The following is a 16732-nucleotide window of genomic DNA, read 5'->3' as shown; positions in this document are numbered from 1 at the left end:
ATCATAAACTATGTATCCTTATTTAGCTGAATTAATAGGTACCGCTTTATTGCTCCTGCTGGGCAACGGCGTAGTAGCCAACGTAGTACTGCGCAACACAAAAGGCAACAACAGCGGCTGGATCGTGATCACCACCGGTTGGGCGCTGGCCGTATTTGTGGGAGTAGTGTTTGCCGGTCCATATAGCGGCGCACATCTCAATCCTGCTGTTACCATTGCACTGGCCACCGCCGGTAAGTTCAACTGGGCGGATGTGCCTTTATACATTGCCATGCAGATGCTCGGCGCTATGCTGGGCATCACGCTGGTATGGCTCAATTACAAAGACCACCTGAACAATACGCCCGAAGTGGGATTACAGCGCGCCGTATTCTGCACGGAGCCGGCTATACGAAATACCTGGCGCAACTTTATCTGTGAAGCCACAGGCACCTTCGTACTGCTTTTCACCATCTTCTATTTTACAGGTGCAGAAATAGGACCGGAAAAAACACCGGTAGGACTGGGTTCTCTAGGTGCGTTACCGGTAGCATTCGTGGTATGGTCTATCGGGTTGTCGCTGGGTGGTACTACCGGCTACGCCATCAACCCGGCAAGGGATCTGGGCCCACGTATCATGTATGCACTGCTGCCTATAAAAGGAAAAGGCCACAGCGACTGGAGTTATTCATGGGTGCCCGTTCTGGGCCCCATCACCGGCGCTGTGATCGCAGCTTCATTATACCTGTTACTGAAGTAGATAACGTTCACCAATACACGCAATTAACAACACGTTAGAAACAACAACAATGAAAAAAAAGCTCAATACCAGCCTGCTCAGCTGTGCAATGGCAGTAGCAGCCATGTGCAGCTTTAATGCCTGCAAAACATCCAAAACAACGGCTTCGGCCAAAAACGGTTATCCTTCATTTTATAAAGTAGGGCATCGCGGTACAAGAGGACTGATGCCGGAAAATACTATTCCCGCTATGTACCGCGGACTGGAAGAAGGCGCCAATACCATCGAGTTTGATGTGCATATCACGAAAGACGGACAGGTAATGGTATACCATGATGCGTCGTTTACGCCTTCCTACACCACCACGCCTGATGGAAAAGATATCCCGGCAGAGAAACGTAAGGACTATATTTTTTACCAGATGAATTACGCGGATATCCGCCCGTTTATTATCGGCGAAAAACCATATCCAGCTTACCCGGAACAACAGCGTATGCGTTCCTATGCACCGTTGCTGTCTGAATTGATAGACTCCGTGGAAGCCTATACGAAAGCGCATCACCTGCCGGCGCCTTATTACCTGCTGGAGATAAAATCTTCCGAAAAAACAGATGGTAAAGAACAACCCGCGCCGGAAGAATATATGGATAAACTGATGGCGGTAAAACAATTGCAACCATTGGGAAAACGCCTGCTGGTGCAGTCGTTCGATATGCGCCCTTTACAGGTACTGCACCGCCGTTACCCGGATATGGTACTTGGATTTCTGACAGATGATAAAAAGAATGGGTTCGATCAGCATATCGAACAACTGGGCTTTACCCCGTTTTTCTACAATCCTAACTATAAGCTGGTAACACCCGAACTGGTGAGCAAATGCCACGCTAAGCATATCCGGATTGTTCCATGGACAGTAGACGATGTGAACGAAATGAAGAAACTAAAAGGACTGGGCGTTGATGGTATTATTACCGATTACCCAAACAGGTTACGCGAAGCAGGGCTCTGACCATTATTTTATCTACCAAAACACTTTAAAAAAACACGCACTTATGAAATTGTTTTCACGACTCCGCCGGTTAAAACCGGCGACTTTTCTGTTGCTGTGTATCGGGATCACAGGCATTGGCGGCCTTTCCCTGCAGGCACAGGACATTCCCGTTACCGGTAAGGTAACTGCCGCCAATGGTACGCCACTGATAGGAGTGAATGTACAGGTGGCAGGTACCAGCCGCGGCGCCGCTACTGATGTAAACGGCGCTTTTAAACTCAATGCACCAAAAGAAGCTACCCTGAAATTTACCTTCATTGGCTACCTGCCCAAAGAAGTAAAAGTAAAATCTTCCACCATACAGGTAGTATTACAGGAAGATATCCAGAAACTAAACGATGTGGTGGTGGTAGGTTATGGCACACAAAAGAAGGCTACGCTCACCGGCGCTATCACCACTATGAATATGGTGGACAAGGAAGGGCAGCCCCTTACCAACGTGAGTAACGCCCTGCATGGTGTGCCCGGCGTATTCGCCAACCTGAGCAACAGCCAGCCCGGTGTGGATCGCAGTACCATCCGTATAAGAGGCGTGAATACCTTTGGCAGCACCGATCCCAGGGCCAATGATCCGCTGGTGCTGGTAGATGGTATCGAATATTCTATGGATGAGCTCAATCCAAATGATATTGAAACTGTTACTGTACTGAAAGATGCTGCTGCCGCTATTTATGGTTCCCGCGGTTCCAACGGCGTAATCCTTGTTACCACTAAGAAGGGTAGAGGTACTTCGCGTGTTAACTATAGCTATTACTACGGTCAGCAGAAAGCTACTTACCTGCCGGATGTGATCAGTGATCCCATCGTTTACATGAAACTTAAAAACCAGGCGCTGATCAACGAAGGAAAAGCTATTGAGTATAAAGAAGCCGATATCGAGGAATACCAGAAAGGAATGGCTACAGATCCTTTCACTTACCCCGCCAACAACTGGTACGATATTGCGCTGAAGAACGGCGTTATTCAAAAACATGACCTGAGCATTTCCGGTAGCGGCGAAAAATATAACTACCGCTTATCCCTCGGTTATCTCGACAGGAACGGTATCCTTTTCGGGCCGGGTAACCATGAGAAGAAATATTCCGTAGGACTGAATGCTTCTATGGATGTAACCAAACGTTTGCGCGCCGGTATCACCATGGACGGGTATTACAGGACCTACACCACACCGTTTTATACCGACACCTGGAATTATCTTGCCCGTACCCTGCCTATCCTTACAGATACGCTGCCGGATGGCCGCTATGGTAACTCCTGGCTCAGAACCGCCGGCCGTAACAACTGGGAAAATCCACGTATGCTGGCATACAACGGATTACAGACCAAACAGATCCAACGCTTTCTGACCACTGTTTTTGCAGAATACAAACTGCCTTTTGATATCAATTACAATATCAAGTTTGGTGTGGATAAATACGATGGTATGCTGAGCGGCTTTACCCCACGTATGCAAACTTTTAATCCGAAAACAGGCGACGCCATCAACTGGAACAGTCCCGCTACTGCGCCACGGTCGGCCAAAACGGATTATAACGATATGAATATCCACTTCTATAATACGCTCGACTGGAAGCACCAGTTCAAAGAAAAGCACAATGTTGCTGCTATGCTGGGCGCCAGTTATGATAACTTCGATACCGATTCCTGGGCTGCCAGTATGTATGGTTACCTGGATGGACGACTGGATGCGTTAAGTGTAGGTACCACCTGGAATGCTACTTCAGGAAATCTTACCCGTGATGTACTGGAGTCTTATTTTGGCCGCTTCAATTACGATTACGATGGCAAATACCTGCTGGAGGCTACTTTCCGTTATGATGGTTCCAGTCGCCTCGGAAAACACAGCCGTTGGGCATTTTTTCCTTCTGTATCCGCCGGCTGGCGTATTGATAAGGAAGCCTTTTTTCATTCTGATTTCATAAACGTATTGAAATTGCGGGCTTCCGTTGGCCAGTTAGGTAACCAGGCCATTGCATTGTATACTACAGAGCCAATGGTAAACCTTGGTGAAGACTATAGTTTTGGCGGCGTATTGAATTCCGGTGCAGCTAAAACAGCGGATGCAGATTCCACGCTTAAATGGGAAATCACTACGGCATACAATGTTGGCGTGGATCTTAACTTCTGGAATAACCGCATAGGGCTTACGGTTGATGCGTATAAGAAACGTACTGATGGTATCCTGCGCGAAGTGGGTATGCCTTCGCAGGTTGGAAACCTGGCCGGGGCAAAGCAGAATGTGGGCGTAGTGGATAACACCGGTTTGGAAGTAACGGCCCAGTACCGCGATCATATAGGAGAAGTAGATGTAAATGTTTATGGAAGTGTTGCGTATAATAAAAATGAGGTCGTAGACCTGCATGGTGAAATTATTTATGGTTCAGGTACCATCACACAGGCAGGAGCGCCTATAGAGTCGTTTTATGTATTACAGGCCGAAGGCATTTTCCAGACGCAGGCAGAAGTAGCTGCCAGCGCCAAACAATCTGCCAATACCAAACCAGGTTACATCAAATTCAGGGATGTTAATAACGATGGTATTATTAATGGCGATGATCGTGTAGTGGTGAACAGTTCTGCTTCTGTACCGAAGTACACTTATGGCTTTGGATTTAATGTAGGTTATAAAGGAATTACCCTCAGCGCCTCCTTCCAGGGAATCGGTGGTGTAAAGGTGTTGCCTACCGCCAACCTGGCGTATCCGTTTAATAATGGCGCCAATGCTACCTGGGAATGGACAAGGGATGCCTGGACGCCGGAAAAACCCAATGCCCGTTTGCCTATCGTAACCACCAGCACCGGCGGTATCGATAACTTCCAGCGCTCTACTTTCTGGTTAAGGGATAACTCTTACCTCAGAATGAAGAATATTCAACTGGGATATGCGCTGCCACAGCAATGGCTATCAAAAGCCAGGATCCAGAAAGTAAACGTGTTTATCAACGCGGAAAACCTGCTTACCTTCTCCCGTTATAAAGATTTCGATCCGGAATCCATATTGGATCAAACAACGTTGTATACTTATCCTATGCTGAAAACCTTTAACGGTGGTATTAACGTTACCTTCTAAACATCCAAATCATGAATAGTATGAAAAAGATATATCTCTTACTAACCTGTACAGGTCTCCTGGCGGCAGGTTGCAATAAAGATTTGCTGAACACTTCCCCGCACGACCGTTACCCGGAATCCACTTTCTGGCAAACCCCGGAAGCCGCTAACGCCGGCCTGGTAGGCTGTTACTCTGTATTGCGCAACCAGGGCATATTTGGTGGCAAAACATCCAACAATGCCACAGCCCTTTGGGAAGAAACCATTTCTCCGAATGCCTATAATCAAACGGATGCCATGAGCTTTAACTCTATTGCCCGTGGTACACAGATGTCAAGCACCGGTGGCATTGTTACCTCCCGTTACTCTGATTGCTACAGCGGTATCGGTCGTTGTAATACCTTTCTTGTGAAAGTAGATGAGGTAACTGCCATTGATGCAGATACACGCAAAAGGATGAAAGGGGAGGCTTATTTCCTGCGCGGACTTTATTACTTTATACTGGAGAACTACTATGGTGCAGTACCTTTGATCCTGGATCCGCCGGACAGAAACGCACAGGCCAAACTTCCGCGCACACCGCGTGCGGAAGTAGTGGCTAATGTGTTGAAAGACCTGGATATGGCTGCTTCGCTGCTGCCGGTGAAATTCACAGGGGCAGATGTTGGTCGCGCTACCAAAGGCGCTGCCATGGCCTTGAAAGCAAGAGTGTTGCTGTATGAGGCCAGCCCGTTGCTGAATACCACCAACGATGTGGCTAAATGGAAAGCCGCGGCGGATGCAGCCAGGGCGGTAATGGACCTGGGAGGCACCGGCTACGGGCTTTTTGCAGACTACCGCGGATTGTTTTTACAGCCCAATGAAAATAACAAGGAAGTTATTTTTGATGTGCAATACATTTTCCCGCAGCAGGGTAGCTCCTTCGACCTGATCTGCACACAGTACAACACCAACGCACCTTTGCTGGATCTGGCCAAAACCTATTACATGAACAATGGATTGCCTATCACCGATCCGGCTTCCGGGTATAAGGCAGATAGCCCTTACCTGCGCCGTGACCCGCGTTTATATGGTACTTTCACCTATCCCGGCGATATGTACCGCGGCGCTATTATCCCGGCTACACGTTTTGCTATTACCGGTTATGGTATGAAGAAATATAGCCTCTACGACAGCATTGCACCGCCAAAAGATAAGTCGGACCTGAAAGACGGCCAGTCTGATATCAACTTTATTGTACTGAGGTACGCCGATATCCTGATGATGTATGCAGAGGCGCAGAACGAAGTAAGCGGCCCCGATGCCACCATCTTTGCGGCGCTCGACAAGATCCGCGACAGGGTGAAAATGCCGCATATTTCCAATACTTTATCTAAAGAGGCACTGCGTGCAGAGATCCGTCATGAAAGGCGCGTGGAGTTTGCCGGAGAAGGATTGTATTATAACGATATCCGCCGCTGGAAAACAGCGGAAACAGTGATGAATGCACCTATTGAAAATTACGCTGGTAAAAAGATAGAAACCCGTACGTTTGATAAGCTGCGCGATTACTGGTGGCCTATCCCGGTGGGGGAAAAAGATCTGAACCCTAACCTGGAACAGAACCCGGGGTATTGAGTGATGGATATATCAGGCCGCTATGCAGTTACCCGGTAACTGCATAGCGGCATTTTTATTTCGGAGATATAAAAAGGGAATATTATTTTTGCTGGAATAGCATAGGACAGCAGCTATTTGCTTTCCGGGGAAAAACACCGTTAACAGTGACTACTTAATTAACCCTTATGAACCACGTATTTGAGCAGATTTACGAGATGGAGGCAGTGAGCGGATTATCCAAACATGAACAACTGGTAAATGGTATTTTAAACGCCATACAAAATAAAGGGCTGGCGCAGGGCGATATGCTGCCTTCTGTGAATGAGCTGATCAATGAGTTCGGGTTCGCCCGGGAAACGATTGCCAAAGCCTATAAGGAACTGGTAAGCCGTGGCATTGTAGAGCCCAGGAACCGGGTGGGCTTTTTCGTGGCCAATGTGAATATCAAACAACACCTGCGCATTGCGCTGGTATTATTTGCATTCGATGCCTTCCAGGAAATGTTCTATAAAACCTTTCGCGCAGGTTTGGGAAAAGATGTGCATATAGATATCTTCTTTCATCACAATAATATAGAAGTACTGCAAAGTATTGTAAACAGCGTAAAAGGTAAATACGGCATGTACGTGATAGCGCCTATCCCGCATAACAAAACCGCCGGTATCCTGGGCGCGCTCCCGATGGATAAGTTCCTGATGATTGACCGTTATGAGCCTATTCCCGGCGATTATTCCTATGTGGCGCAGGAGTTTAAGCATGCTTCCTATAAAGCCTTTTCTGCACTGGCAGGAGTGATCAAGCAATATAAAGGCATGATCTATTATCACCGCCCGGTGGCGGATACCCCCATAGAGATCCTCCAGGCATTTAAGAAGTTTGTAAAAGATTTTAATATTAAAAGCGAGATAAAACCTGAATATATTCCCGGTACGCTTGAAAAAGGAAAAGTATATTTCACCATTAACAATGCTGAGCTGTGGACCATGCTCAAAGACTGCAAACAAATGAAACTAAAGCCGGGTAAAGACATCGGTATCCTCTCGCACAACGACGATATAGTAAAAGAACTGATCTTCGACGGTATTACCACCTATACTACCGATTTCAAGCTGATGGCGGAAAAGGCCGCTGCTTTTGTATTAAACCGGGAGAAGATCCAGGAAATCATTCCTACTGTACTTATCAGGAGGAAGTCGTTATAACTCCCTGCCTTGTATAAAAGGCCCCCTGCGCCTGTTCTGGTATTGTTTTAGCCTAACCTGATTGCCGTTTAACCTGCGCGGTTATTTTTTACGTATACGCAAAAAATAATCGCGCATTTCTTTTGGCGGTTATGAAAAAAATATATATTTGCTATAGGATAGTATAGGATAGTACAGAATAGAATTCCTATTTCACGTGATACCAGAATCAATCATTAATTACTTAGAATCAGTTTCCAGGTTAAGATGGAATGAATGAAGTAAACGTTATGAAATAAAACTTTTTTCTCCCTTTTATTGCTGAATGCCACGTACACTCATGATGGCCGTTTGCCCGCCAGGCGCCGGAAAACACCGTCATGCACATGAACGCACGTTATGTTTTTTTATACTTCCAATAATTGCTCTTAATATGTTCAGGAAATTTACTTGCTGCAAGAAGAGATTTACTGCCGCATTGCCAACGGCATTATCCACTCCCTGCTACTTTTTGATCCTGCTGTTTATGATAATGGCAGGCAGCGCCCATGCGCAAACGCCCGCCCGGGTAACTATTACCGGGTCGGTGTCTGATACGGCCGGGAGGTCGCTGGAAGGCGCCACCATTGCTGTAGACGGCAGAAGTTCCGCCGGAACGGCTACCGACAGGAATGGTAAATTTATCCTGGATGTAGCAATAGGCGCTACCATCCAGGTAACTTTCGTAGGCTTTATTGAACAACGCTTCGTGGTGAACGCCACGCAAAAAGATTATCACATCCGCCTGAGAAGTGTGATCGCTTCGGTAGATGAAGTGGTGGTCACCGCATTCGGCCGTAAACAAAGAAAAGAAGCGGTGGTGGGATCTGTTACCAGTATCAATCCCGGTGATCTGAAGATCCCTACCAGTAACCTAACCAATGCACTGGCCGGCCAGATGGCGGGCGTAATCGCCTTCCAGCGCGGTGGCCAGCCGGGAGCCGATAACTCCCAGTTCTTTATACGCGGGGTAACTACCCTCGGATACAGCGCCAGCCCTCTTATCCTGGTGGATAACGTGGAACTGAGCGCTAACGACCTGGCCCGTTTACAGGTAGATGATATTGCCAGTTTTTCTATCCTGAAAGATGCCAGCGCAGCAGCCCTCTACGGCGCCAGGGGCGCCAACGGCGTGATCCTCGTCACTACCAAGGAAGGTAAACCGGGTAAAGCACGGGTGAGCGTCCGCCTGGAAGATGCCATCTCCACACCCACACAAAACCTGAAGCTGGCAGATCCTATTACCTTCATGAAACAATACAATGAAGCGGTAACTACCAGGAATCCACTGGCAACACCTTATTTCACCCCCAATACCATACTTGCTACCCAGGCCACTATTGATAAAGCGCCGGGCAGCAATCCGTATGTATACCCGGCGGTTGACTGGATGAAAACATTGTTCAAAGACCAGACCACCACCAAACGCGCTAACTTCAGCGTACAGGGCGGATCGGATGTTACCAAATATTATATGGCCGGATCTTATTCCCGCGATAATGGCATCTTACAGGTAAACCCGGTGAATAATTTTAACTCCGGGATGAAGTTCGAAAACTACCAGCTGCGCTCCAACGTAAACGTAAAGATCACCAAAACAACAGAAGCAGTAGTACGCCTCTGGGGTAACTTCAACGACTATACGGGACCTATTACCGGTGATGCTTCGGGTTTAGCTACCGACCTGTATTCAAGAGCGCTGCATACCAGCCCCGTAGCATTTCCCGCCTATTATGCACCGGATGCCAATAATATCAACACCAAACATATCCTGTTTGGCAGCGCTTATGGCAACGACGGTTCCCTGCTGAATAACCCTTACGCCAGCCTTATGTACGGGTATAAGAACTTTTCAGAATCCAGGATGTCGGCGCAGTTTGAACTTAACCAGGACTTTAACTTCCTCACAGAAGGCCTTACTTTCAGGGGGATTTTCAGTACCAACCGTTATTCTTATTTTGACCTGAGCCGCTCCTATAAACCATTTTATTATGGTGTAGGCAGCTACGACCCGGATGCCAATACTTATGTGCTCAACTGGCTGAACAGCTCACCGGGCCAGGCCCAGGAGTTCCTCGGTTATTCCGAAGGCGCCAAGAATATCTATAGCTATATCTATTTGCAGGGCGCATTGGATTATAACCGCGACTTCGGAAAAAGTAACCTGAGCGGTACATTGATAGGCACCCGTCAGCAAACACTTTACGGTAATGCAGGTAGTTTGTTAGGATCCCTTCCTTACAGGAACCTGGGATTTTCCGGTCGCGCTACCTACTCATTCGATAAAAAATATTTCCTCGAATTTAATTTCGGTTATAATGGATCAGAAAGATTTGCACCACAGCACCGATGGGGCTTCTTTCCCACTATCGGCGGCGCCTGGGTGGTATCCAACGAGTCATTCTGGGAAGGCGGTATCGCTAAAATTATTTCCCGTCTGAAGATCCGCGGAAGCTATGGCCTGGTGGGCAACGACAATATCGGCAACCAGCGCTTCTTCTATCTCTCCAGCGTAACGCCGGATGATCCCAATGGCCCGGGAGCCACTTTTGGCACCAACAACAGCTTTACCCTCAAAGGCACTACCATACAGGCATATCCTAACCCGGATGTAACCTGGGAAACTTCTAAGAAAAGCAACCTTGCGGTAGAAATGACCATTGCCGATAAACTGAATGTAACAGCAGAAGTATACAACGAGAACCGTTACAATATCCTGATCAGGCGTGGCTACATCCCTGTTACTGCAGGTATAGAAGGCTCTGCCTCCAACAACCTCCAGGCCAACCTCGGCAAAGTGGATTCAAAAGGATTTGATCTTCATCTGGATTACAAACAGAATTTTTCAAAAGATATGTGGTTATCTGTAATGGCCAACCTCACAGTAACAGATAATAAGGTGCGCTATTATGAAGAGCCCGAGTATAAATACGCTTATCGCTTCTCCACCGGTAACCCGGTGAACCAGCAGTTTGGATATGTGGCAGAAAGACTTTTTGTAGATGATAAAGAAGCAGCCAATTCCCCTGTGCAAAACTTTGGCAGCGAGTTTCCCAAAGGTGGTGATATCAAGTACAGGGATATTAACGGCGATGGCGTAATTAACCAGGACGACCAGGTGCCCATAGGTTTGCCTACCACGCCGCAGATCATTTATGGTTTCGGTTTTTCATTCGGGTACAAGAGCTTCGACGTAAGCGCATTTTTCCAGGGACTGGCAAGGGAATCTTTCTTCATTGATCCTAAGGCTACAGCCCCATTTGCAGACAATGCCCAGCTGCTGCAGGTGTATGCAGACAATCACTGGTCTGAAGAGAACCAGAACCTGTACGCCCTGTGGCCACGCTTGTCTACCACCCATATTGCCAACAACGAACAAAGCAGCACCTGGTGGTTGCGCGATGGCAGCTTTATGCGGTTGAAGTCTGTTGAAATGGGATATTCATTACCAAAAAGATGGATCGCACCACTGAAGCTAACCAACTTCCGGGTGTACTTCAGTGGCCTGAACCTGCTCACCTTCAGCAAATTCAAACTGTGGGATCCGGAGCAGGCAGGGAATGGCTTTGCCTATCCTATCCAGAAAGTATTCAACCTGGGTGTAAATCTTAATTTCTAAGAATAAAAAATATAAAACAATGAGATTCTTTAAAAGAACATTGTTGGTAGTATTGCCGGTCATCTTATCAGTATCCTGTAAAAAATACTTAGATGTAACACCGGATAATGTGGCTACGCTGAACAGCTCATTTGCCAATGCAAATGAAACACAGGCTTACCTGTTTGGCTGTTATTCCAACATGCAGGGCCTGGCGGATGTAAGGCGTAACGCGGGTTTCACCAGTTCGGGTGAAGTGATTTTCCCGATAGACCTGCTGGATAAGAACACACTTGGCGGCGCAGGAGGCGATAACGGTTTTAACGTGATGCGCGGCCTGCAGAACAGTCCAAATCCTATATTAAACTTCTGGGATGGTTACAACATGGGATTAAACCTGTGGCAATCCATCCGCATGTGCAATACCTTTCTCGACAACGTAGATCAGCCGCTGGATCTGCCACAGTTTCAACGCAACAGGTGGGTGGCGGAAGCAAAGTTCCTGAAGGCATACTATCATTACTGGCTCATCAGGATGTATGGGCCTATTCCTATTTCTGATGTGGCATTACCGGTGAATACGCCCACAGAAGAAACCCGGTTGAAACAACAACCGGTCGATTCCTGCTTTGGCTATGTAGTAAGCCTGCTGGACCAGGCCATTCCCGACCTGCCCGATGTAATCCAGAACGCAGGCGCAGAAGCCGGCCGTATTACCTCCGTTATTGCAAAAGCCGTGAAAGCAGAAGTGCTGGCTACACAGGCCAGCCCGCTGTTTAACGGTAACCCCGATTACGCAGCCATCAAAGGAAAAGAAGGGCAAAGCCTTTTCCCTGTAGCCTACGATGCTTCAAAATGGCAACGTGCCGCTACCGCCTGTAAAGCAGCCATTGATGCCGCCGTGGCCTCCGGCGCCGCTGTTTACCAGTTCAGGGCCAGCGGGGGGATTGTACATATGTCCGACAGCACCAAACAACTGGTAACACTGCAGGGCGCTGTTACCGACCCATGGAACACCGAACAGGTATGGACCCTCAACCCGCAATTCGGCTGGCAGTATATGGCTTCGCCAAGGGTAACTGCGGATGCAGCCTCCAACGGTTTTGCCGTGTACTCCAACTTCTCAGTGCCAATGGCGCAATCCGAACTGTTCTATACACAAAACGGCGTGCCTATTAATGAAGACAGGACCTGGGATTACGCCAACCGCTATAAAACACAGGCCGGTGATGATGCGCACAGGTACTATATCCGCAAGGGTTATATCACTGCCCGTGGTAACTTCTACCGGGAAGCCCGTTACTATGCAGATGTAGCTTTCGATGGCAGTATCTGGTTTGGCTCTGCCAACACCGACGATAACAACGCCAACTATGTAAACGCCGTGAATGGTTTCGCTGCGTATACCCCTACCCGTTATAACGTTACCGGCTATTGGCCAAAGAAACTGGTGCCCTGGCAAACAGCTTTTGGCCAAACCACTGTGCAGACCAATTACTCCTGGCCTTTCATGCGCTTACCGGCCCTGTGGCTGTTGTATGCAGAATGCCTGAATGAAGTGAGCGGTCCCGGTACAGAGGTATATAACTATATCGATAAAGTAAGGGAAAGAGCCGGTTTACCGGGAGTAGTTCAGGCATGGTCCAACTTCTCCCGTAATCCCACCAAATACAGTTCCAAAGAAGGATTAAGAGCCATCATTCACCAGGAAAGAAGAATAGAACTGGCTTTTGAAGGACAGGCAGGATGGGATCTCCGGAGATGGAAGGAACTACAGGCAGTACTGAACGGGCCTTTCCAGGGGTGGAGCGCAAAACAGCGGACCATACAGGGATTCTACCAGCTCACCAACGTATATCAACCGGTATTCGGGCTGAGGGATTACCTGTTTCCCATCCAGGATTATGACATGCTGACTAATCCCAACCTGGTACAAACACCCTATTGGTGATAACCGGCAGGTAAGGACAAAATCATTTCAAACCAGTTTTAATTTTTTATATGGATGCTATATATAAAATAGGCCGCGTGTTAATACCGGTTGTTACCATACTGATGATCCAGTTCTCCTGTAAAAAGAATGATGGATACAACGATGTCATCTCTGATGATAAAACAAAACCACAACCGGTTACCAACATCAGGGTGATCAATAAAAATGGCGGCGCATACATCACTTATACATTGCCTTCATCAAAAAATGTATTGTATGTACAGGCAGAGTATATGATCAACGATACCAAAAGCAGGCAAACCAAATCCTCTTTTTATTCAGACACTATTGCAGTTGGCGGATTTGCCAAAAGCCAGGATTATACGGTAACACTGTATACCGTTACACGTGCAGATGTGAAGTCCGATCCCGTGCAGGTAACCGTACATCCCGGCACGCCCACTTACCTGCAGGCATTGCCTACCGTGGTGCTGCGCCCAGATTTTGGCGGTATTAATATCAGTGTTACCAATACAGCAAAAGATAATATAGGAGTGATCACCATTACGGAAGATGCCACCACAAAAAAAATGGAGATCAAAAACCAGAACTATACCAACCTGGAGAACATCAACTATAGTATCAGGGGGTATGATACCATTTCAAGAAAATTTGGCGTATACCTGGCTGATGAGTTCGGGAATATTTCTGACACCGTTTATGCCACTATAAAACCGATCTATGAAACCATCATGGATAAATCGAAGTTCAATGTGTATAAGCTCAACTCCGACGATGGATCCAGCTTTGGATGGGAGCTGCGTTACATGTGGGATAACAACCTGGGCAGGCCGGGGTATCATTCCACCTATCCAACTACAGCGCCACTGCCTAAATGGGTAACGTTTGATATGGGCCAGGCCGCAAAGCTAAGCCGGTTTACACTCTGGGGCCGGGGCCTGGATGATGGCAATTACCTGTGGGGATATGGTAACCCGGATACCTGGGTAATGTGGGGCCGTGCAGATGAACCGGTGGATGAAATATTACCTGATACGATGCACCTGCCGGCAGTAGGACAGGCAACACCGGGCGGCTGGATCAACATGGGCATTTATCATTTGCCCCCGCAGCCATCCGGACTGGTATCGCCGGCTTATAACAATGCCGACCTGGCTTTCTGGAACGCGGGCTTTGGCTACAATTTTTCCCTGAACCTGCCGAAGGTGAGATACATGCGGTTTGAATGTGTAACCAATGCAGCGCACAGTAATGAATTTTTTCACATCATGGAGCTCAGTATATGGGGCGATAACAGGTAGCGTATTTCCTTTACCGGTATTGTTTAAAGTTATTTTATTAAAAATATAAAGAGATGAGAAAGTATCCTTTTACTGCAAAGCTCCTCTTACTGATTTGCGGCTTATTTTTCTTCATAGCCTGTACGCGGAAGGCCACTGATTTCCGCGACTTCCTGGGTAATACAGAAGTGCAGTACCCGGGTACTGTATCAGGTATTGCCTTATTTCCCGGCAATGGCCGCCTTGTAATTGCCTGGAAGCCCAGCCCGGATCCCAGTATCAGTAAATATGTGCTGTTCTGGAACAACCGCCAGGATTCTGTTACCATCAATGCTACTTCACATAATCCTTCAGACACTGTAAAATGTCTCATCACTGGTCTAAACGAATACGCCTATACGTTTTTCCTGTATTCGTATGATGCCGCCGGTAACCGCTCTATTGTAACGGAAATAGATAATGCGCATGTGTATGGCAATATCTATAAAAGCACGTTGCACAACCGTTTGCCTGATGCCGCCACACCATATAAAATACGTGACGATGGTTCCGTAACGCTGTTCTTCACCACGCCTGATACGATTAATATCAGCACCACCATCAGGTATACCAATGCCGCAGGCGTAGCTGCTATAGCCACTATTGCAGGTAACCAGGATTCCGTTAACATACCGGGCTATAAAGCGGGGCAACCGGTAACTTATCAATCGTCCTATATCCCGTCCAAAGGCGCCCTGGATACCTTTTATACCAACAGTTACGATACTTTCCCTGACATCTACAAACTGGTAGCCTGCGATAAAAGCCTGTTCCAGGAACATGATCTGCCCAATGATATGGGCATCTATCAATCGGATACCCGTGTCAGTAAATTGTGGGATGGGAGTGTAGGGCCGCAGGGATATCCCAACATTTTCCATAGCGATGATAACGGTTCCAATTCCCCGCTGCCTCGCACCCTTACTTTCGATATGGGGAAAGCATACAACGTTGGCCAGATAGAAGAAACAGGCAGGGATTGCTGTAATAACCCTTCCGAGTTTGAAGTATGGGGAATTGCAGACATCACCAACGCCGCTACCTCGCTGAAAAGCACCGATCCCGGCTGGGCCGCTGAAATGAGCAGTAAGGGATGGACACTTTTAACCACGGCTGTCAGGGGAGATAACGGCAACGACCCTATGAAATTTAACTTCATCCCCAAGGCGCCGCCTGTACGCTATATCCGTATCAGGGTTTTGCACACGGTAAATAATTCCAACTCCATCAATATGAGTGAAATAACCATGTTCAGCAAACAATAAAAATAATGATAAGGCGGCAGGGGAGTGGATCTCCCCCTGCTGCCATCAGAAAGTGGCCACTCTTACAATTGGGAAAAATTTATAATTTAGCAGCGGCCTATAAAGTCCCGGGCCTGAGTATGCAGTCCAATAACAAATGTCCCAATTGCGGAGCCACCGTGTTTTCGCAACCTATAGCCGATAATAACCTGTTGCAGGTAACGATAAACTGCGAATACTGCGGATCCCAGTTTAATGTCAGAAATCCCTTCTATCACCCGGAGCCTGTAGTGCATACCACTATCAACACTTATTCCGCCACCTATACCTACAGTAGTACCTCTACCCGCAAATCCAGTGGATTCAGGAATGCAAAGGACTGGGAGCATAAAGTAGCGCGCTTCCTCAGTTACGCTATTGGTGGCTTGATGGTTCCATTTGTAATAGGTATATGGGTCGTTACCTTTACCAAACCGGGTGATCTGCCAATAGCAGTGCCCATTACACTAACCGGCCTGATGTTTTTCTTTTTCTTTCTTGCCCGTGCCTGTGGAAAAGAATTGAAAAGAAGAAGAATGGTAGGGGAGATGAGGTAGGAGGAATCAGTAGCCCCGGGTAGGCTGAACCGTTGAAAATAAGTACCCGTGATTGATAATATTGTTACAGCCAGGAGGCGGTTAGTTATGTTACGGTGGCCTTTCGTATACATCTCCGGTACTTAGGAGTAGTGTATGCGTAGTACTCCCGATATAGTTACCATACACTTCCCATACACTTCCCATACACTCACCATACACTTTCAATACACTCCCCATACACTATCTCTGTCATATGGCCGGGTCTTGTCCTGATATAGGTTTACACAGTTATTAGATAATCCTGTTTGAAGTTTACAATAAAAATTTTTAGTCCTGCCAAAGGTTTACGTTGTGGGTTGTAAATCCTGTACCAGGTTTACAACAATATTCTTTCTTTTTT

General features: G+C 47.3%; 10 protein-coding genes. All 10 read left to right on the top strand.

Annotation, left to right across the window (positions count from 1 at the left end; genetic code table 11):
* The first annotated feature begins 10 nt into the window (after window positions 1-10).
* Window positions 11-739, top strand: a complete 729-nt coding sequence (locus tag VIM72_RS07610; RefSeq protein WP_332002239.1) for an MIP/aquaporin family protein — start codon at window positions 11-13, stop codon at window positions 737-739.
* A gap of 49 nt (window positions 740-788) precedes the next feature.
* Window positions 789-1727, top strand: coding sequence for a glycerophosphodiester phosphodiesterase family protein (locus VIM72_RS07605; protein WP_332002238.1), 939 nt, complete (start codon window positions 789-791; stop codon window positions 1725-1727).
* 43 nt (window positions 1728-1770) lie between these two features.
* Entirely contained in the window at window positions 1771-4839 is a 3069-nt protein-coding gene (locus VIM72_RS07600; protein WP_332002237.1) for a TonB-dependent receptor, read from the top strand.
* A 20-nt stretch (window positions 4840-4859) separates the two neighbouring features.
* Window positions 4860-6437: a RagB/SusD family nutrient uptake outer membrane protein gene (locus tag VIM72_RS07595; RefSeq protein ID WP_332002236.1), complete on the top strand. Its 1578-nt coding sequence runs from the start codon at window positions 4860-4862 to the stop codon at window positions 6435-6437.
* Window positions 6438-6604: 167 nt separating this feature from the next.
* The gene (locus tag VIM72_RS07590; RefSeq protein WP_332002235.1) at window positions 6605-7621 is read left to right on the top strand and encodes a GntR family transcriptional regulator; all 1017 of its coding nucleotides are present in this window, start codon (window positions 6605-6607) and stop codon (window positions 7619-7621) included.
* Window positions 7622-8033: 412 nt separating this feature from the next.
* Window positions 8034-11258 carry a TonB-dependent receptor gene (locus tag VIM72_RS07585; RefSeq protein ID WP_332002234.1) on the top strand — a complete coding sequence of 1075 codons (3225 nt, stop codon included), beginning with the start codon at window positions 8034-8036 and terminating at the stop codon, window positions 11256-11258.
* Window positions 11259-11277: 19 nt separating this feature from the next.
* Window positions 11278-13188, top strand: a complete 1911-nt coding sequence (locus VIM72_RS07580; protein ID WP_332002233.1) for a RagB/SusD family nutrient uptake outer membrane protein — start codon at window positions 11278-11280, stop codon at window positions 13186-13188.
* 50 nt (window positions 13189-13238) lie between these two features.
* A complete protein-coding gene (locus VIM72_RS07575) occupies window positions 13239-14492 on the top strand; it encodes a DUF4959 domain-containing protein (RefSeq protein ID WP_332002232.1) in 1254 nt (417 codons plus the stop codon).
* A gap of 53 nt (window positions 14493-14545) precedes the next feature.
* A complete protein-coding gene (locus VIM72_RS07570) occupies window positions 14546-15775 on the top strand; it encodes a DUF4998 domain-containing protein (RefSeq protein WP_332002231.1) in 1230 nt (409 codons plus the stop codon).
* A 119-nt stretch (window positions 15776-15894) separates the two neighbouring features.
* The gene (locus tag VIM72_RS07565; protein WP_332002230.1) at window positions 15895-16350 is read left to right on the top strand and encodes a hypothetical protein; all 456 of its coding nucleotides are present in this window, start codon (window positions 15895-15897) and stop codon (window positions 16348-16350) included.
* The last annotated feature ends 382 nt before the right edge of the window (window positions 16351-16732 follow it).

This window comes from Chitinophaga sp., from assembly GCF_036569185.1.
Classification (GTDB): Bacteria; Bacteroidota; Bacteroidia; order Chitinophagales; family Chitinophagaceae; genus Chitinophaga.
The sequence above is the reverse complement of the archived record's forward strand: the minus strand, read 5'-3'. Positions and strand labels throughout refer to the sequence as shown.

Bases quoted from the DNA above. Each gene is read 5' to 3' on its own strand.
- VIM72_RS07600 (WP_332002237.1), top strand. From the start codon at position 1,771: ATGAAATTGTTTTCACGACTCCGCCGGTTAAAACCGGCGACTTTTCTG.
- VIM72_RS07610 (WP_332002239.1), top strand. From the start codon at position 11: ATGTATCCTTATTTAGCTGAATTAATAGGTACCGCTTTATTGCTCCTG.
- VIM72_RS07595 (WP_332002236.1), top strand. From the start codon at position 4,860: ATGAAAAAGATATATCTCTTACTAACCTGTACAGGTCTCCTGGCGGCA.
- VIM72_RS07580 (WP_332002233.1), top strand. From the start codon at position 11,278: ATGAGATTCTTTAAAAGAACATTGTTGGTAGTATTGCCGGTCATCTTA.
- VIM72_RS07605 (WP_332002238.1), top strand. From the start codon at position 789: ATGAAAAAAAAGCTCAATACCAGCCTGCTCAGCTGTGCAATGGCAGTA.
- VIM72_RS07585 (WP_332002234.1), top strand. From the start codon at position 8,034: ATGTTCAGGAAATTTACTTGCTGCAAGAAGAGATTTACTGCCGCATTG.
- VIM72_RS07565 (WP_332002230.1), top strand. From the start codon at position 15,895: ATGCAGTCCAATAACAAATGTCCCAATTGCGGAGCCACCGTGTTTTCG.
- VIM72_RS07575 (WP_332002232.1), top strand. From the start codon at position 13,239: ATGGATGCTATATATAAAATAGGCCGCGTGTTAATACCGGTTGTTACC.
- VIM72_RS07570 (WP_332002231.1), top strand. From the start codon at position 14,546: ATGAGAAAGTATCCTTTTACTGCAAAGCTCCTCTTACTGATTTGCGGC.
- VIM72_RS07590 (WP_332002235.1), top strand. From the start codon at position 6,605: ATGAACCACGTATTTGAGCAGATTTACGAGATGGAGGCAGTGAGCGGA.